Origin of the sequence: Streptococcus sp. UBA3373 (assembly GCF_002360305.1) — a bacterium.
GTDB classification, from domain to species: Bacteria; Bacillota; Bacilli; order Lactobacillales; family Streptococcaceae; genus Streptococcus; species Streptococcus alactolyticus.
In genome coordinates, this window is sequence record NZ_DEQF01000038.1 from 1 (window position 1) to 17,831 (window position 17,831).

At 40.9% G+C, this 17,831-nt stretch carries 15 protein-coding genes, 1 tRNA gene, 1 other RNA gene and 2 pseudogenes; 6 read left to right on the forward strand and 13 right to left on the reverse strand.

Features of this window, described 5'->3' with window-relative positions; genetic code table 11:
- Positions 1 to 533 precede the first annotated feature (533 nt).
- Positions 534 to 1,519: pseudogene (dhaQ, locus tag B3R79_RS05110) on the forward strand (DhaKLM operon coactivator DhaQ).
- Positions 1,520 to 1,631: 112 nt separating this feature from the next.
- Here the strand turns inward: dhaQ and B3R79_RS05115 are convergent.
- The 4 genes from B3R79_RS05115 to B3R79_RS05130 are packed head-to-tail and all read right to left on the reverse strand — an operon-like array spanning position 1,632 to position 4,723.
- The gene (locus tag B3R79_RS05115; RefSeq protein ID WP_293694141.1) at positions 1,632 to 2,381 is read right to left on the reverse strand and encodes a 16S rRNA (uracil(1498)-N(3))-methyltransferase; all 750 of its coding nucleotides are present in this window, start codon (positions 2,379 to 2,381) and stop codon (positions 1,632 to 1,634) included.
- Positions 2,382 to 3,335, reverse strand: coding sequence for a 50S ribosomal protein L11 methyltransferase (gene prmA / locus B3R79_RS05120; RefSeq protein WP_154454847.1), 954 nt, complete (start codon positions 3,333 to 3,335; stop codon positions 2,382 to 2,384).
- A 5-nt stretch (positions 3,336 to 3,340) separates the two neighbouring features.
- Complete coding sequence (locus tag B3R79_RS05125) at positions 3,341 to 4,234, reverse strand: GIY-YIG nuclease family protein (RefSeq protein ID WP_293694143.1); 894 nt, start codon at positions 4,232 to 4,234, stop codon at positions 3,341 to 3,343.
- Between the two features lie 18 nt (positions 4,235 to 4,252).
- A complete protein-coding gene (locus tag B3R79_RS05130) occupies positions 4,253 to 4,723 on the reverse strand; it encodes a DUF3013 family protein (protein ID WP_168261144.1) in 471 nt (156 codons plus the stop codon).
- Between the two features lie 94 nt (positions 4,724 to 4,817).
- Here B3R79_RS05130 and B3R79_RS05135 point away from each other — a divergent pair, with 94 nt between their 5' ends.
- The 3 genes from B3R79_RS05135 to B3R79_RS05145 all read left to right on the forward strand — a co-directional run bounded on the left by B3R79_RS05135 (position 4,818) and on the right by B3R79_RS05145 (position 6,429).
- Positions 4,818 to 6,086, forward strand: a complete 1,269-nt coding sequence (locus B3R79_RS05135) for a replication-associated recombination protein A (RefSeq protein ID WP_154454845.1) — start codon at positions 4,818 to 4,820, stop codon at positions 6,084 to 6,086.
- Between the two features lie 76 nt (positions 6,087 to 6,162).
- Positions 6,163 to 6,355: non-coding RNA, 6S RNA (gene ssrS, locus B3R79_RS05140), on the forward strand.
- 1 nt (position 6,356) lies between these two features.
- Positions 6,357 to 6,429 (forward strand) — tRNA-Lys (locus B3R79_RS05145).
- A 107-nt stretch (positions 6,430 to 6,536) separates the two neighbouring features.
- On the opposite strand, the pseudogene B3R79_RS05150 reads toward B3R79_RS05145, so the two are convergent.
- The 9 genes and pseudogenes from B3R79_RS05150 to pbp2a form a co-directional block, all read right to left on the reverse strand.
- Positions 6,537 to 7,854 (reverse strand): annotated as a pseudogene (locus B3R79_RS05150) (FAD-containing oxidoreductase).
- Between the two features lie 48 nt (positions 7,855 to 7,902).
- Positions 7,903 to 8,124, reverse strand: coding sequence for a DUF4649 family protein (locus B3R79_RS05155; protein ID WP_020916018.1), 222 nt, complete (start codon positions 8,122 to 8,124; stop codon positions 7,903 to 7,905).
- 216 nt (positions 8,125 to 8,340) lie between these two features.
- Positions 8,341 to 9,372, reverse strand: a complete 1,032-nt coding sequence (locus B3R79_RS05160; RefSeq protein ID WP_293694146.1) for an aldose epimerase family protein — start codon at positions 9,370 to 9,372, stop codon at positions 8,341 to 8,343.
- A gap of 155 nt (positions 9,373 to 9,527) precedes the next feature.
- The gene (leuS, locus tag B3R79_RS05165; RefSeq protein WP_293694149.1) at positions 9,528 to 12,029 is read right to left on the reverse strand and encodes a leucine--tRNA ligase; all 2,502 of its coding nucleotides are present in this window, start codon (positions 12,027 to 12,029) and stop codon (positions 9,528 to 9,530) included.
- Between the two features lie 79 nt (positions 12,030 to 12,108).
- Positions 12,109 to 12,954 carry a patatin-like phospholipase family protein gene (locus B3R79_RS05170; RefSeq protein WP_154454842.1) on the reverse strand — a complete coding sequence of 282 codons (846 nt, stop codon included), beginning with the start codon at positions 12,952 to 12,954 and terminating at the stop codon, positions 12,109 to 12,111.
- A 140-nt stretch (positions 12,955 to 13,094) separates the two neighbouring features.
- On the reverse strand, positions 13,095 to 13,634 hold the full coding sequence (gene nusG, locus B3R79_RS05175) for a transcription termination/antitermination protein NusG (RefSeq protein ID WP_154454841.1): 540 nt from the start codon (positions 13,632 to 13,634) through the stop codon (positions 13,095 to 13,097).
- A 146-nt stretch (positions 13,635 to 13,780) separates the two neighbouring features.
- A complete protein-coding gene (gene secE, locus B3R79_RS05180; RefSeq protein ID WP_293694152.1) occupies positions 13,781 to 13,957 on the reverse strand; it encodes a preprotein translocase subunit SecE in 177 nt (58 codons plus the stop codon).
- Positions 13,958 to 13,999: 42 nt separating this feature from the next.
- A complete protein-coding gene (gene rpmG, locus B3R79_RS05185; protein WP_003067827.1) occupies positions 14,000 to 14,152 on the reverse strand; it encodes a 50S ribosomal protein L33 in 153 nt (50 codons plus the stop codon).
- A 47-nt stretch (positions 14,153 to 14,199) separates the two neighbouring features.
- Positions 14,200 to 16,512, reverse strand: a complete 2,313-nt coding sequence (pbp2a, locus tag B3R79_RS05190) for a penicillin-binding protein PBP2A (protein WP_293694155.1) — start codon at positions 16,510 to 16,512, stop codon at positions 14,200 to 14,202.
- A gap of 151 nt (positions 16,513 to 16,663) precedes the next feature.
- Here pbp2a and B3R79_RS05195 point away from each other — a divergent pair, with 151 nt between their 5' ends.
- Positions 16,664 to 16,861 carry a hypothetical protein gene (locus B3R79_RS05195; protein WP_204984925.1) on the forward strand — a complete coding sequence of 66 codons (198 nt, stop codon included), beginning with the start codon at positions 16,664 to 16,666 and terminating at the stop codon, positions 16,859 to 16,861.
- Between the two features lie 50 nt (positions 16,862 to 16,911).
- Entirely contained in the window at positions 16,912 to 17,772 is an 861-nt protein-coding gene (locus B3R79_RS05200) for an RluA family pseudouridine synthase (RefSeq protein WP_269725607.1), read from the forward strand.
- Positions 17,773 to 17,831 lie beyond the last annotated feature (59 nt).

Consider the following 17,831-nt stretch of genomic DNA (forward strand, 5'->3'; position numbering starts at 1 on the left):
TTAGCGGTATACTGTAAATGGCTTATTTGGACTACCTCCTGTTTAGTTGTCACTTACAGTATAGTCCATTTGGGCTTTTTTCGTATCTTAAATTTAACTAGCACCACGGGTATTTTTTAGATAAATTTTTAGATAAATACGAATTACTAGAGTGGATCTTCCAAATAGAATTAAGAGAACAGGTTACAGACAATCTAGAATACATTTCTGGTTATCAGCTTCTACAAGAATTATTACATTATTTCAGTATTAATAAACACTTTTATATACAATTATTTAAGGTTGTTAATTAAAATGATTTCTCTTCATATTTCCAAACTTATTGCCAACAGCTTGTTATTAAAATTGTCAAAGAATATCATTCTCAACCATTTGATTCTGAAACAGAATATAAACTATTTATTAATTACCATAGTCAAGCTATAGCTGGTACTATAAAACAGTCGTTAACTTTATCTGACCAAGATTATCAAAAACAAGCACTACTACTAATACAACTTATCAAAAAAAAATATAGAAAACTAGGTATCTTTATGGTTCATATCATTAATTCAATCCATTCAACCGTTCAACAAAACATCAATGCTATTACACGCATATACCCTCATCTCTCACAACTTAAACAACTACCTACTATTTATTATAATCAACATGATCCAAACACTATACCAATTTTATCAGGCGGTGGAAGTGTCATGAACCAGCTCATTTTGGATACGTTGGAGATGGAATGTTAACCGCTGCTATTAGTGGTCCTATTTTTATTCCCCCTCGCGCTCATGACATTCTAGAAACTATACATTTTCTTAATAATGGCAAAGGTGTTTTTATCATTATAAAAAATTTTGAGGCCGATATTAAAGAATTCTCTGAGACAATTCACCAAGCTAGAGAAGAAGGAATTTTAGTCAAGTATACCATTTCTCACGATGACATTTCAGTTGAGAAAAGTAATTTTCAAATTCGTCATCGTGGGGTTGCAGGAACAATTTTACTCCATAAAATATTAGGGCAAGCCGCCAAAAATGGAGCTAGTCTGGATGAATTGGAAAAAATAGCTTTCAGTCTATCAACATCTATTGCTACATTGGGGGTTGCTACAAAATTTGCTACACTTCTCAAAGATGAAGAACCTATTTTTGATTTACCAAGCCAATATATCTCTTATGGAATTGGTATTCATGGGGAACCTGGTTATCGCATGAGATCTTTTGAATCCTCTGAAGTACTCGCTGTTGAACTCATTAATAAGATCAAAATGAAATTCAAGTGGACAGAAGGACAAGAATTTATCCTTTTAATCAATAATTTAGGGGGAGCTTCCAAATTAGAAGAACTTGTTTTAGCAGATGACATTCTCCAGTTATTAGATATAGAGAGACTCAATATTTCTTTTATAAAAACTGGTCATCTAATCACAAGTTTAGACATGTCTGGCCTTTCTGTTACACTTTGTAGATTTTTAGATAAGTCTTGGATTACAGCTCTAAAATCACCAACAAATGCATTTGCTTGGTAAACAACTCCACTTTACTTTCCTTAACACTAGAAAAGAATATTAATGCATCCATCTTAATTTAACTAACAATCCCCCTAGAACAAGACTGTTCTAGGGGGATTTCTATATATAACTAATTACTCTTTTGCAATTCCAAGGCATAGCTGATGCTGCTGAGGGCATAGAGTGGGGCGGTTTCTGCTCGCATGATGCGTGGGCCTAAACCAATTGTTTGGCCACCGTGTGCTTCAAAGGCTACGATTTCCTCGGGTGAAATGCCGCCTTCTGGTCCGAAGATAAAGAGCAGTTTTTCTCCTGCTGTCATGCGTGACAATTCACGCGCCAAGGCTGCTGTTTCGCCTTCTTTCGCTGATTCTTCGTAAGCAATAAAGACCTTATCAAATGATGACAACCCCGCTAGAAAATCGGCTTTTTTCTCAAATAATGTGACTTCTGGGACACGATTGCGTTTGCTCTGCTCGGCAGCTCCAAGCGTGATTTTAGCTAATTTATCGCCTTTTTTCGCTAATTTTTTGCCATCCCACTTGACCACAGACCAGTCGGCTGGAAATGCCCAAAGTTGGTTTGCCCCAAGTTCGGTGGTTTTTTGGGCAAGAAATTCCAATTTATCGCCTTTTGGGAATCCTACGGCAATGGTCACATCAACTGGCAATTCCACATCGCTATCAAGAGTTTCAAGGATTTGGAAACGGTGGCTACTGCTATCAAGAACTTTGGCTAAACGTTTGATGTGGTCATCAAAAACAAGGACAACTTCGTCACCATCAGCGAGACGCATAACTTGAAACATATGTTTCATCGTGTCTTTATCAGTGATAGTCACCTCATCTTGTGCCTTGCCTGCTACAAAATACTGTTGCATTTACCCTCCTATCACTCCTGAAATATCATCTGTTTTTTTGAAAACACAAGCATTCCATTCGCCTTGAATCATATGGGTTTCAAGGAAGAAGCCTGCTTTTTCAGCAGATTCACGTACCATTTCCCATTTCTCAGAAATGATACCAGACATAATCAAGTAACCCTCATCTTTGACAAGACGGTAGGCATCTTCTGTCATATTGATCAAAATATCAGCGAGGATATTTGCCACAATAACGTCTGCCTGAATGTCTACGCCTTGCAAAAGGTTTCCTGTCGCCACGTGGATATTTTCTGTCCCAGCATTCAAATCGATATTTTCTTGCGCCACGCGCACCGCTACTTCATCAAGGTCATAAGCATAGATAGACTTTGCGCCAAGCAGTGAGCTAGCGATTGATAACACGCCTGAGCCTGTCCCCACATCAAGCACCGTTTCGCCCCCTCGAAGGACTTGCTCCAATGCAAAAAGGCTCATCTTAGTGGTTGGGTGAGTCCCCGTTCCAAACGCCATCCCAGGGTCAAGACGAATGATTTTCTCACCCGTTTTGGCTTCGTAATCTGTCCAACTTGGCACAATAGTCAAATCATGGCTGATACGCGTTGGTTCGTAGTATTTTTTCCAATTTTCTGCCCAATCTTGCTCAGCTAGTTCCTGCGTGTCATAGTGAATGTCGCCCGCATTCACCCCAAAATCACTCAAGGCCGACAAACGTTGCGCCACTTCTTTTTCCACAGCATCGATATCCACATGCTCGGGATAATAAGCCGTGATTTTCACAGTATCCACTTGTTTGACTTCTGGAAATACTTCGCCGTACTTGCCAACACGTCCAAGATAGTCGGCGCTATCATCTATCGCGACTCCTTGACTCCCCAATTCAATTAAAATATTTGAAGCCGCTTCTTCAGCTTCTCTCAAGACCTCAACGGTCAATTCTTGCCATTTGTCCATGGTTGTTAGGCTCCTTCTTCCAATTCTTTTAGGGTAATCCCTTTATCATTTTTCCATTCCGTTCGACCATTGGCAGCCATTCCAAGAACAAAAACTGCCGCATAAGACGGACTTGAAAACAGTTGATCTTCCTGTAATATACCGTCTTTAATAAGTCCCAAGCGTAGTAACTCATCACGTTTTTCCCTCAAACTATCAGGCAAAGACGGGGCATTGATAAGATCGATTTGACTGCCTTTTAAAACAACAAAGCCTTCTGAAGTTTGTTCGCAGGTCGCTGTAATCGTCTGATTAGATTTTTTAGTTCTTCTTTTCAAATAAAGATAAAGTGAATCCTGACTTGACTCCCCAGGCTCTCTTTTATTGACCATTGGAACAAATAAGCGATAGCCCAAGGTTCCTATAATCGTCAAGGTGTTATCCACAACTTCATCTAGCTCAGACTGTTTTTCTTCTGTGACGTTACCAGGATTGGGTTCATTACTATTTTTGATAAGGTAACGGTCTGCTTCTTTTGCCAATTGGGTGAAACGATTTTCCAAATAAGAGATATCTGTTGGCCCAAAAGAATTATTTTGTGTTGTCAAAATAATAGCATTGTTAAAATAAGCTGCATGACTATCATGAGTGTGTTCTTGAATACGAAATAAAACACCCTCGCCATTTTTACGTGTTGTCGATTGACCAATGTAGGCAATTTCTTTTTGGGTTTCATCATCTTGCCCAAACAAAAAATAAATGCCACTTTGCTTCATATCTTCACGCATTTTCAAATCGCCTAATTTGATACGAGGTACTTTATAAATAACCCCTGTCCAATTAGAAAGAGTGCATTTTATTTTTCCTGTAACCTCTCCGTCCATCAGAAAGATATTGATATTTTTACCGCGTTTTGCCACTAGAAACTCCCAACCATCCTAATACCTAGGATAAGCAAAGAAGGTTGTTTCTGTTAGGTCTGCTTTGCCTTTGTCAAAACTTTCTGCGTCCCACTCTAAAGCAAAATCGGTGCTTTCCTCGTCTGCCAAGAAGTCCATCAAGTCGTCTAAGCCCTTGGTTGCCACGTCGTTTAGGGTTTGGGCAAAATAAGCTAAGAATTCACGAGAGAAGCCTTTTTTAGCGTCAAACGGGAGGGTCACTAGGTAATCGTCTTCATCAACCCTTGATTTGGCTTGGTTGTAAAAAAGCACATAATCTTCAAAAACAATATCTTCGTTGCTGATTTCCCCTTGGTCATCAATGGTTTCCACAGCTGATTGATTTTGCGCTTCTAAAATAAAAGTCACTTCGACAACATGATTCTTCTTGTTCCAATCAATTGCGTAATCAAAGGTGAAGTGCTTATCCATTTCTTCTTCTAATACTGATAAAAAGCCGAATTTAGCCATTAAAAATTTCTTCCAATCTTCTTTTGTGTTACAATTATTTTATCATACTTAAAAGGAAATAACATATAAATACAACACTAGGGGGAAATTCGTCATGCCAAATAATCTCGCTTTGCGTATGCGCCCCAAGACGATTGACCAGGTGATCGGGCAAAAACATCTGGTTGGGGAAGGAAAAATTATTCGCCGTATGGTTGAAGCCAATCGGCTATCATCGATGATTCTTTACGGTCCTCCTGGCATTGGGAAGACCTCAATTGCTAGTGCTATCGCAGGCACAACCAAATACGCTTTTCGGACTTTTAATGCCACGACAGACACCAAAAAACGCCTGCAAGAAATCGCCGAGGAAGCTAAATTTTCTGGTGGTTTGGTGCTGTTGCTTGACGAAATCCACCGTCTTGACAAAACCAAGCAAGATTTTCTCTTACCCTTGCTTGAAAATGGTAACATTATTATGATTGGAGCGACAACGGAAAATCCATTCTTTTCTGTCACACCTGCCATTCGCTCACGCGTTCAGATTTTTGAATTGGAGCCCTTATCCACAGAAGACATCAAGCAAGCTCTTCAAATCGCACTGACAAACAAGGAACGTGGTTTTGAGGTTGACGTTGTGATGGATGAAGACGCCATTGATTTTATTGCGACAGCAACAAATGGTGACCTACGTTCTGCTTTTAACTCGCTTGATTTGGCAGTCATGTCAACCAAACCAGACAACCAAAATAGCCGTCACATTAGTCTTGGCACCGTTGAAAATAGCTTGCAGCGCAGCTATATTACCATGGATAAAGACGGAGATGGGCACTACGATGTCTTGTCCGCCCTACAAAAATCCATCCGTGGCTCTGATGTCAACGCCAGCCTTCATTATGCCGCACGTCTGATTGAAGCTGGAGATTTGCCAAGCTTAGCCAGACGGTTGACCGTCATTGCTTATGAAGATATCGGATTGGCAAATCCCGATGCCCAGATACACACCGTTACAGCCCTTGAAGCTGCTCAAAAAATTGGCTTTCCTGAAGCCCGCATCTTGATTGCCAATGTGGTGATTGATTTAGCCCTATCACCAAAATCCAATTCTGCCATGGTCGCGATTGACCAAGCCATTGCTGACTTGCACCAAAACGGCACCTTGCCTATTCCACGCCATTTGCGGGACGGGCATTACGCTAGCAGCAAAGAATTAGGAAATGCCCAAGACTACAAGTACCCTCATAACTACCCCGAAAAATGGGTCAACCAACAGTACTTACCCGATAAATTGTTCGGAAAAAACTATTTTGACCCCAATCAAACAGGTAAATACGAGCGAGCACTGGCTGCTAACAAAGAGCGTATTGATAAGCTTTCTCGGTAAGGTATTTAAACACTCTGGAGAAAAAAGCAGGTTATCTCTTGAAAAATTTTCAAAAAGTGCTATTATATAAGCATAGGTTATGCTGTGGCATACGAATTCACATCAATGTGTTGACCGACTGAATATTTGTATTTAGGGAAACAGTAGTCTTCTAACAGTATGCAAGCCGTCACACGCGGAAGCAGCTAAGTTAGAGAGAGTTGCCCACCTGCTAGTGTAATTGCGGGTTCAATACAAATCGTGAATCACGGTGCCAATACAGCTTATCGTCCTTCCTTAGCTCAGTTGGTAGAGCAGTGGACTCTTAATCCATGGGTCATAGGTTCGAGCCCTATAGGGAGGATTAAACATCATAAGAAAAAGCCCTTTGTTTAGGGCTTTTTGCTTGTTTTAAAGTCAATTTGTTACGATTTTATCAATTTTTTGACAATCTGCTGGTCGTCTTTTATTTTAAAAATTAAAAACGTCATTAAGGTTCTCTGCCATAGTAGGATGCGTAAATATTTGATTCTTAATATAAGTGTATGGAATATGGTTATCCATAGCTAACTTAATCAGGTTTATATTTTCCTGAGCACCTTCACCAAAAAGAGTTGCTCCTAAAATATCTTGTGTTTTTTCATTAACAATAACCTTATAAATACCTCGAAGGTTGCCATTAACATGAGCTCTAGGCATAGCTGAAACCATTAATTCATTTGCTTTATAGGGAAGATTTGCCTCTGCAGCCTCTTTTTCTGTTAAACCTACACGTGCCAAAGCAGGGTTAATAAATAATGTAGTGGGGATATTATTTCTCTGACTAGCGTTATAATCACTCTGTCCAGTTAATTTATTAAAAACTATGCGATAATCGTCCAATGACACATAAGTAAATTGGAGTCCGCCATTGACATCCCCAACAGCATAAACATTTGGAACACTAGTTTCACAATAATCATCAACCTCAATGGCACCATGGTCTGTTACCACAATATCTGTATTTTCAAGTCCCAAGTCAGTAATATTCGATTTACGACCAGTCGCATAAAGGACAGCATCAAAACTCATTTTCTGACCATGATTGCTTAAAATAACATTATCCTCTTCATCATTTTCTAAAGCATTTATCTGAGCATTTAAAACAGGAAATACCGTCTTCTTCCATGTATTCTTTTGCTAGCTACGCAACGATATCCTCCTCACGTGGCAAAATACGGTTAGCAGTCTCAAAAACGGTGACCTTACTGCCAAGATTAGCATAAAGGCTGGCAAATTCAAGCCCGATATTACCCCCTCCAATGATTCCTAACCTTTGTGGCAAAGTTTCTAATTTTTGAATACCAGTGCTGTCAAAGACATTTTTAGATTCCTTTAATCCTGGTATAGGCAAACGATTTGAAATGGCGCCTGTATTAATCACTATAGTATCAGCTGTTAACCATTCACTATCCTCGCCAGCAACTATTTTAATAACCTTATTAGAGACAAAACTTGCTTTAGCATCATAAAGATCTACACCAGCATTGACCACATTGGCTTTATTTTTCTGATTTAATCGACGCGTAACCACCTCTTTTTCAGCCATTGCCTGCTCAAATGTTAAATGATTTTCAGCTGCATGGATTAATGTTTTTGTTGGAATACAGCCAATATTGATACAAGTTCCTCCATACATTGAAGAACTTTCTTCAACAAGAGCAACTTTCTTGCCAAGAGAACTCATCTTAGCAGCAAGTGTCTTTCCAGCTTTACCAAAGCCTATGACTAATAAATCATATGTTTTCATTTTTGTTCTCCCATAAAAGCACCGCATCATTAAATAACAAACATGATATTAGCGATATTGTGTTAAATCTTGTTTTAAAAAGTAGTAAAATAGGTTGCCATAATTTCCTGAATAATCCAGTACATGACCGTTATAAACGACCTTAGTGACTTTGTAATAGTCGGCAATATCGATTGAGCAAGCTTGCTGTGAACGTTCGAATTCCTCGTATGAGTCAAACGTCACCACTCGTTCTTGGTTTACGGCGTTTAAAAATGTAATTTCAATCATTATTTACATTTCCTTTCTAATTCTACATACTATATTACTTTGATGTTGGAATATAGTATGTAGAACTGTATAACGCTATGCTACTACAAAGTATGTTTTCACACAACTATTTTGCTCTGACTGGATTTTCTCAATCATAATTCAAGAATCAATTGTAAATTATAAAAAGAGATTCCAAACAGAAATCTCTTTTTTAACTGAATTTGTAAAATTATATTATCCTTTATGATATTCAAAAGCAATAGTATAAGTCTTTTCGGTATTGGCTGGAAGAACAATATCACCAAAACCGTCATTATTAATAGCATCTGGGAGAAATTGTGCTTCAAGCGCTAAGGCTTCAAATTCTTTAGCCATTTTACCCTTATCACGCGCTGGATAAATATCCTCAGGAATGCCACCCATACTGTAAACGACCCAAGTATCACGGTCAGAATAAAGGTGAACAGAATCGCCACTTTCTTCATCTTTCAATTCTCCACAAGGTTTATCAAGCGAAGCATTTACCAAGAAAGCATCGTCAAGCCCGCCTGTATCAGCGATAGCCTCTCCAAGGTTTTGCCCAGTTTGAAAATCATAAGCTGTGCCAGCAACGTCAATGAATTTTCCTGTTGGCACCAAATCATCACGTGTTTCCAAGTAACAGTCAGCAGCCAAAGTAAAGGTATGGTGTGCCAAGTCTTGGCGTTCACTGAGGTTAAAGTAAACGTGGTTAGTTGGGTTAAAGAGGGTCGCTTGACCGCCATTTTTACCAGTGTAAGTGATTGTAAAACGATTGTCGTTATCCAGCGTAAAACGTGCTGTTACCAACATATCACCAGGGAAACCATCAACGCTTTCTTTGGCATTGTAAGTCATGACAACAGTGGCTTTGTCAATATCATTTTCAACTCTTGCTTGCCAAATGTGTTTGTGGAAACCTTTTGGACCACCGTGAAGAGTGTTTCCTTTTTCATTTTGTGGTAGCTGAATTTCTTTGCCATCAAGGTTAACTTTCCCTTGATTAATACGCCCTGCAACACGTCCGATTGATTGACCTGCACATAAAGGACTTTTCAGATAATCACTTGGCTCATCAAAACCAATGATAAGATTTTTCTGACCACCTTTGTCATCTGGCACTAAAAATTCTTGCCAAGTTGCTCCCAGCGTTAGTAAACCAACTTGGACACCATTATCATTAATAATAGTGTATTTTTCAATCTTTTGCCGATTAATTATCTCAACAATTTCTTGTTTTACTTCCATTTTTCCCTCTTTCTTAGGTTCTTTCTTTTATTTTACCTTTTAGATAATTTTTTGTAAACGTTTACTATTGGATTTTACTAAGTTTTACCAGACATCATCGTTATAAACCAAAAACTCCTGTCCAATGGACAGGAGTTCAAGATTATATGTAGTGATTATTTTACCACGATGTTGACAAGTTTGTTAGGGACAGCAATAACTTTGACGATATCTTTGCCTGCGATTTCAGCTTGAATCTTGTCATTGGAAAGGGCGAGTTTTTCGAGTTCTTCGCGACTTGCGTCTTTTGGTACGACCAATTTAGCTCGTACTTTTCCTTTGATTTGGATGACAATTTCAACGTCGTTTTCAACAAGTTTTGATTCATCCCATGTTGGCCATGCCACGTATGAAATGCTTTCACCTGATTGGGTCACGTTTTGCCACAATTCTTCAGCAAGGTGTGGGGCAAATGGAGCCAACAATTGAATGAAGCCTTTGGCGTAATCTACAAAGAGTTTGTCTTCTTTGTTGGCGCTGTTTACAAAGACCATCAATTGTGCAATCGCTGTGTTGAATTTCATGGCTTCGAGCTGTTCTGTAACGGCTTTAACGGTTTCATTGTAAACCTTGTCTAAAGTACCGTTATTGTCAGCAACGATATCTTTGGTTGTCAACAGGCGGTAAACGCGGTCAAGGAACTTACGTGAGCCTTCAAGACCTTCTTCAGACCAAGCGATAGAAGCGTCCAATGGTCCCATAAACATTTCATACACGCGCAATGTGTCGGCACCATAGCGTTCAACTACGTCGTCAGGGTTGACAACGTTTTTCAATGATTTAGACATTTTAGCTGGTGCTTGTTCCAATTCTTCGCCAGTTTCGATGTTGAAGAATAACCCATCGCGTTTTTCAACCTTGTCTGTTGGTACAAGGGCTCCACGGTGGTCGCGGTAGCTTGTTCCCAAAATCATCCCTTGGTTAAAGAGTTTTTGGAACGGTTCTTTGGTTGGAACAACGCCTAAATCATAAAGGAATTTGTGCCAGAAGCGAGCGTAAAGCAAGTGAAGCACGGCGTGTTCGGCACCACCGATGTAAATGTCAACTGGCAACCATTGTTTCAATAATTCTTCGTCAGCTAGTTTTTCGTCGTTATGCGGGTCGATGTAGCGTAGGAAGTACCAGCTTGAACCTGCCCATTGTGGCATGGTATTGGTTTCACGGCGCCCTTTAATACCGTCTTCACGAGTAACTTCTAACCAATCTGTCAAGTTAGCTAGTGGTGACTCCCCTGTTCCTGAAGGTTTAATGTCCTTAGTTACTGGCAAGACCAGAGGAAGTTGGTCTTCTGGAAGGGCAGTGGTTGTGCCATCTTCCCAGTGAACGATTGGAATTGGTTCACCCCAGTAGCGTTGGCGTGAGAAGAGCCAGTCGCGTAAACGGTAAGTGACTTTTTTATTTCCCACTCCTTCAGCTTCGAGCCATTCGACCATTTTGTCAATGGCTTGCGCTTTGTCAAGACCGTCTAGGAAGCCAGAATTGATGTGAATACCGTCTTCTGTGTAAGCTTCTTCTTCAACATTGCCGCCTTCAAGTACTGGGATAATATCTAGATTGAATTGTTTAGCGAATTCCCAGTCGCGTGTGTCGTGGGCAGGAACAGCCATGATAGCACCAGTTCCATAGCTCACAAGCACATAATCTGCAATCCAAATTGGCATTTCACGACCATTGACAGGATTGATCGCATAGCTACCTGTCCAAACACCTGTTTTTTCTTTAGCAAGGTCTGTACGCGCAAGGTCAGATTTGAGGCTTGCTTGGTGTTTGTAATCTGCCACAGCTTGTGCTTGTTCAGGCGTTGTAATAGCATCAACCAATGGGTGTTCAGGTGCTAAAACAGCATAAGTCGCACCAAAAAGAGTATCAGGACGAGTGGTAAAGACTGTGAAATCTTGGTCTGTGTCCTTCACTTTGAAGGTCACATTGGCACCTGTTGATTTACCAATCCAGTTGCGTTGCATATCCTTGATTGATTCAGGCCAGTCAAGGTCTTCCAAATCTTCCAGCAAGCGCTCTGCATAAGCTGTGATTTTAAGCATCCATTGACGCATTGGTTTGCGGACAACTGGGTACCCTCCACGTTCAGAAGTACCGTCAGGAAGCACTTCTTCGTTGGCGATGGCTGTTCCCAATTCTTCAACCCAGTTAACAGGCACTTCAGCTTCGTATGCCAAGCCTTTTTCATACAATTTTGTGAAAATCCACTGTGTCCATTTGTAGTAGCTAGGGTCAGTGGTATTTACTTCGCGATCCCAGTCGTATGAGAAACCAAGTGCATTGATTTGGCGTTTGAAGTTAGCGATGTTTTGCGCTGTAAATTCAGCTGGGTCATTTCCTGTATCCATCGCGTATTGCTCAGCAGGAAGTCCAAAAGCGTCCCATCCCATTGGGTGAAGCACGTTATAGCCTTGTGCACGTTTGAAACGACTCAAAATATCAGTTGCTGTGTAGCCTTCTGGGTGTCCAACGTGAAGCCCTGCACCTGACGGGTAAGGAAACATATCCAACGCGTAAAAGTTTGGTTTGTCAGCGTCTGTTCCTGTTTTGAACGTATGATTGTCAGCCCAATAAGCCTGCCATTTTTTCTCAATTTCTTTGTGATTGTAAGTTGCCATGTCATTTCTCCATGTTCATAGTATAGCTTCTATTATACCATGAAAATAACAAAGAAAAAAGGCGAAATCACTGGGGACTTCATGCCTTTGATAAATAAGCTTGTAAGCTCGCCATATCTGCTTTGGCTTGTTTCAAGCCAATCTGATAAATCTCTTCAAACTTGTCAGGGTTGGTTTCCAGACGTCCAATCTCTAATGGTTGGCTTGGTCTAATCGCAAAAACTTGCCCCTTCTGCTCCAAATCAATAATGTGCTCCAGCGTGTCATTATAGTATTGGTAACGTTTGGAAGCCACTTCGACAAAGTTAGGGTAATGCCTATAAAGCAACTTGTAAAGGCGACCACTAGACGCTTTTTTGCGGTAATCAAGCGGACGTGTCAAGACCACGATGAGTTTATCAAAGCCAAGGCTTTTGGCAAAATCAACAGGAATGCTGTCTGACAAGCCACCATCAAGGTAATGTTTGCCCTGCCACTCAACAATTTTTGAGGCTACTGGCAAGGCCGAACTGGCACGAAACAACTCCATTTGCTCAAACACATTGTCAATCTTGTGGTATTCTGCCTTACCTGTTTCAAGATTGGTGACAGTGACGTAAAAAGGAACACCAGATTGCTCAAAGGTTTCCTCATCAAAAACATCTAATTCCATGGGAACCTTGTAATAAGCAAATTCTTTGTTGACCACATTGCCCGTTCGTAACCAAGAACGAAGGCCCATGTAGTTAGGATAAGAAGCGTATTTTTGATTGTAACGGAGAGCTCTGCCCTTTTGCTTAGATAAAAAATTCACCCCAAAAAGTGCCCCAGCTGATACCGCGACTATCCCGTCAACCTTGATACCAGCATCTAAAAATGCATCGAGAACGCCAGCCGTGTAAAGCCCACGCATTCCCCCACCTTCTAATACTAAACCAACAGACATTTACAGACTCCTTTATTCTTGTATATGACTATGTACAGTATATCAAATGATTGGCAAAAGCACACAATGCCGATATCATTTTTAGCCACCGACCAACAAAAAAGCTAGAGCATTCACCCTAGCTTAATCATGACGCTTGTTTACAGTTCAGCGATTTGGTAAAGTTCCAATTCTGCTTGTGTTTCTGTTCCAAACATATTAATCATCAATTTCACTTTGTTGTTTTCAATTTCAACGACGCGACCTTCTTGTCCCATAAAGGCACCATCAATGATTTGAACCACGTCACCTTCTTTAATGTTGGTATCAATCACATCAACCGTTTGACCCATTGAGATGAGAATTGAGCGGATTTCTTCTTCCAAGAGCGGTGTTGGTTTTGAACGGTTACCGTGTGACCCAACAAATCCTGTAACGTTTGGTGTGTTACGCACAACAAACCAAGCTTCGTCTGTCATAACCATCTCAACCAAGACATAACCAGGGAAACGGTTTTCTTCAACTTCTTTGACTTTCCCGTTTTTCTCAACATTGACAGTTTGCGTTGGGATTTCCACGCGCAAAATATTGTCCAACATATTGTAGGTTTGGGCACGTTGCAAAAGGGTTTCTTTCACTTTATTTTCATACCCAGAGTAAGTTTGTAGCACAAACCAGCCTTTATCAAATGAATCTAGCATCTTTTCCTCCACTATAAAAAGCCCTGAGGGCTCTTTGCTTCGTTTTTTCTTTCATTATAGAATAAAAAGGCGTTCTCTGTCAATGATGGACTCGGGGAAACCACAAAAAAAGTGATGGGAAACCCCACCACTTTTTGTTATTCTACCTAAAAACGATTCAATAAGTCCGTTACTCCCAACGAGAGTAGTTTATCAAAGATATAAATCGCAAGTGTAAAAAACGCTGTATACTCTAATACAGAAATAAAATCTCTCCAACGTTGTTTACGATCTGGCCATGTTGTATCTCTTAAAACCGCAAAAACTCCCTTGATAAATCCCACGGATCGCTCCTCCTTCACACTCGTTACGTAATCGCCTTAATATTAACGTGTTTCTTTGTGTAACGTGTATTTCTTACAATGTTTACAATATTTATTGACTTCTAAACGTACAGGTTTAGGGTTACTGCTCACTCCGATAGAGTAGTTACGGCTCCCACACTCTGTACAAGCTAAACTTGCTTTTTTCTGTGCCATAATGCCTCCAATATCATCCTATCATCTTTTTATCATTTTATCAAGTTTTAATTCGTTCGTCTATTAAACCAGTTGGAAACATTGTCCCAAACGTCTTGAACGGCTTGACCTATCTTTTCCTTGGCGGTTTGTGCTGATTCTTGAACCTTATCCAAAAAGTTATCTGAGCTAGATGATGGGCTAGTGTCAGTGTCAGACGCGTTGGCACTATAAATCAAGTCGTAACCGTTTTGACTATAAGCATTTTCAACAGTAAAGGCAGTACCTGCGGTGTATGGCAAGATGCGACTGGCAACAGCACTGAAAATCGTTGAGGCTGTTCCCGAGCTGGCATCTGTCAGGTAGTGATTTTCGTCCGTCGAATCATAGCCTAGCCACTGGGCAATCACCACATCAGGCGTGTAACCAATCACCCACTGGTCGCTCGTCAAATTGTCATTGAAGCTTGTTTCAACCGTACCTGTTTTTCCTGCCATGGTATAACCATAAGCATTGGCATTGATAGCAGAACCATTTGAAAAGGTTCCTAACATCATGCTGGTCATCTTGTCCGCAACAGTTTGGCTAATCACGCGTTTTTGGTCTTGTTTAAACTGTGCAATGACTTCACCGCTGGCATTTTCAATACGTGAAATCAAATGAGCCGTTGGCATGATACCGTCATTGGCAAAGGTTGAATAGGCCTGGGCCATTTCAAGCGGGTTGGTTGTGACACCGCCACCCAGCGCGATACCCAGTTCTTCCTTGACCTTCTTCATGTTCAGACCGAATTTCTCACCGTAAGTAATACCCTTGCTGATACCGATTTTATTGAGCAAATAAACAGCTGGAATATTGTAAGAATTAGCCAAGGCTTGATACATAGGAACATCAGCTGTTTCAACGCCACCATAGTTTCCAGGATCATAGCCATCGTAATCTTGCACGGTATTTGGCAATTCCGTCGTAATCGAATAGCCCGCCGCGACGGCTGGAGTGTAAACCACCAACGGTTTAATGGTTGACCCTGGGCTACGTGAGGCTTGGGTCGCGTAGTTGAAACTTCTAAAGGAAGCCGAACTTGAGCTCACACGCCCAACTAAACCACGAACAGCACCAGTTGCGGGATCCATTGCGACGCTGGCTCCTTGAGCGCTTTGACCATCATAACTTGACGTTGGGAAATAACTCGTGTCGTCAAAAACAGCCTGCATATTGTCTTGATAATTTTGGTCTAACTCCGTATAGATTTTATAGCCATTGTTGACAATATCATTTTCTGACAGATTGTATTTTTGCTCTGCTTCTTGAATAACCGCATCAAAGTAAGACGGGTACTGATAACTATCAGAAGTTCCTGTATAAGTATCGTGCAACTCACTGGCAATATCCACTTGTGAGGCCTCATCAGCTTGTTCTTGCGTGATTTTACCAGCGTGAACCATGGCCTGCAAGACCGTATTCCTTCGGTTTGTTGCATTCTCCACTGAGTAATATGGGTTGTAAATCTCAGGCCCCTTCAACATTCCAGCCAAAATAGCCGATTGCTCCAAGGTCAAATTCTCAGCGTCAGTACCAAAGTATTTTTGACTGGCATCTTCAACACCCCAAACCGAATTACCAAAATACGCATTGTTCAAATACATGGTCAAGATGTCGTCTTTGCTGTATTTTTTGGTCAACTCTAGCGCTAGGAAAAATTCCTTGGCTTTACGCGTGACGGTCTGTTCTTGGCTCAGGTAAGCATTTTTCGCCAATTGTTGCGTAATGGTCGAACCACCACCAAAACGCCCAAACGTAAAGACTGCCAACAAGAAACGCGAGTAATTGATACCGCTATTTTGGTAAAAGGTTCTATCCTCTGTGGCAATAACCGCTTCTTTCATGTAATCGCTGATATTGTCAAGGTCCACATAAGTTCCTTTTTGTCCCGACAGCGAGCCAATTTGCTCATCATTTTTATCGTAGATGACAGTGGTAGCCTTCAAGGCATCTTGCAAATCAGAAACGTTGGTTGATTTAGCAACCAAATAAAGGTAAGAACCAATCGCCAAGGTCGCTATCCCCGCCAAAATCAGCAGTATTTTACCAATATGGTAACGGCGCCAAAAACGGCGGATGGGATTCTGAGGAGAGGGTACAAACCGCAGGATTTTTTGCACCCAAGCGGGATAATGCTTGATTTTATCTTGGTGCGCACGGCTTCGCTGATAGCGTGGTGCAGCCTCTCCTTCTTGAGAATGGTCAGTAACGTCTTCAGGACTTTCTTCCTCGTTGAGCCACTCTTCAAAATTACGGTCCTCTTCCTGAGAAGATTCCCTTCCTGTCAAGCGCCTAACAAAGGACAGAAAGCTTTCTTTAATTCTTTTTAAATGTGTCATAATTCCATTATAGCAATTTCCCTTAAAATCGTCAGAAATGAAAAGGATGTCATTTGTTATAACGTTTTCATTCTATTTTTAAGGTTTTATGATAAAATGGTAGGGTAGAGATATCTGGTCAGACAAAGATATTAGAAAGGAATTGCTTATCATGAACAAAGAATTTGAAGCATTTAAAAAAACACTTTCTCCCGAAAGTCTAAAAGCCATCTACGATGAAACAAAGATTGAAGTTTCTGAAAGCGAAACCGAAGGAACAGAAGCTTATTCTGTCGCAGTAGCAAGCCAAATGGCGGTCAACTTGGTGGAAAAATACCATGCTTGGCTTAAAGAAAATGAAAGCAAATAGGGCTTTAGCGCATCTCATTGAGGTGCGTTTTTTTTTGGTATAATAGAGTCATGACTACATCTTACACATTTACCAATCCCTACCCAGACTGCACGGTCAAGGAACTTTTAGAAGAGCACCTGCTGATTCCTCGGAAAATTCGGCATTTTTTGCGCACCAAAAAACACCTGCTCATCAACGGAGAAACCATTAATTGGCAAAGTTTGGTGCAAACAGGCGACAGCATCCAGCTGACCTTTGATGAGGAAGATTATCCGCAAAAAGACATTCCCTTGGGACAAGCTAAATTGGTGGATTGCCTGTATCAAGACGAACACATTATCATCGTCAACAAGCCCGAAGGCATGAAAACACACGGTAATGAACCAACAGAAATGGCTCTGCTTAACCATGTTTCGGCTTATGTAGGGCAAACCTGCTATGTGGTGCACCGTTTGGACAAGGAAACCAGCGGAGCTATTTTATTTGCCAAAAACCCTTTTATCCTGCCTATTTTAAACCGTTTGTTGGAAAACAAGGACATTTCTCGTGAATATTGGTCCTTGGTTCAGGGGACTTTTGAGCCAAAACACCAAGTTTTTCAAGATAAGATTGGGCGCCACCGTCATGACCGCCGCAAACGAGTAGTCGACCCTAAAAATGGCCAGCGCGCCATTACTATCGTGGACCGTTTAAAAGTTTTTTCAAAGGGAAGTCTGGTTCGCTGCCGCTTAAAAACAGGGCGAACGCACCAAATTCGAGTGCATTTGTCAGCGCATCATTATCCCATTATTGGGGACCCTTTGTACAGCCATGTGTCCGATGACCGCCTCATGCTGCACGCCCACAAACTCAGTTTTACACATCCCTTAACCCTGCAAAAAATCAGCGTCGAAGCCCATTCTGACACGTTTGAAGCAGGCCTTTCTTAGATTCAAAAAAACAAGACCCAAACGCAGTTGAGTCTTGTTTTTAGTCGTCTTAAAACTTA

Bases quoted from the DNA above. Each gene is read 5' to 3' on its own strand.
- B3R79_RS05115 (WP_293694141.1), bottom strand. From the start codon at position 2,381: ATGCAACAGTATTTTGTAGCAGGCAAGGCACAAGATGAGGTGACTATC.
- prmA (WP_154454847.1), bottom strand. From the start codon at position 3,335: ATGGACAAATGGCAAGAATTGACCGTTGAGGTCTTGAGAGAAGCTGAA.
- B3R79_RS05130 (WP_168261144.1), bottom strand. From the start codon at position 4,723: ATGGCTAAATTCGGCTTTTTATCAGTATTAGAAGAAGAAATGGATAAG.
- B3R79_RS05135 (WP_154454845.1), top strand. From the start codon at position 4,818: ATGCCAAATAATCTCGCTTTGCGTATGCGCCCCAAGACGATTGACCAG.
- B3R79_RS05155 (WP_020916018.1), bottom strand. From the start codon at position 8,124: ATGATTGAAATTACATTTTTAAACGCCGTAAACCAAGAACGAGTGGTG.
- B3R79_RS05160 (WP_293694146.1), bottom strand. From the start codon at position 9,372: ATGGAAGTAAAACAAGAAATTGTTGAGATAATTAATCGGCAAAAGATT.
- leuS (WP_293694149.1), bottom strand. From the start codon at position 12,029: ATGGCAACTTACAATCACAAAGAAATTGAGAAAAAATGGCAGGCTTAT.
- B3R79_RS05170 (WP_154454842.1), bottom strand. From the start codon at position 12,954: ATGTCTGTTGGTTTAGTATTAGAAGGTGGGGGAATGCGTGGGCTTTAC.
- nusG (WP_154454841.1), bottom strand. From the start codon at position 13,634: ATGCTAGATTCATTTGATAAAGGCTGGTTTGTGCTACAAACTTACTCT.
- rpmG (WP_003067827.1), bottom strand. From the start codon at position 14,152: ATGGCACAGAAAAAAGCAAGTTTAGCTTGTACAGAGTGTGGGAGCCGT.
- pbp2a (WP_293694155.1), bottom strand. From the start codon at position 16,512: ATGACACATTTAAAAAGAATTAAAGAAAGCTTTCTGTCCTTTGTTAGG.
- B3R79_RS05195 (WP_204984925.1), top strand. From the start codon at position 16,664: ATGAACAAAGAATTTGAAGCATTTAAAAAAACACTTTCTCCCGAAAGT.
- B3R79_RS05200 (WP_269725607.1), top strand. From the start codon at position 16,912: ATGACTACATCTTACACATTTACCAATCCCTACCCAGACTGCACGGTC.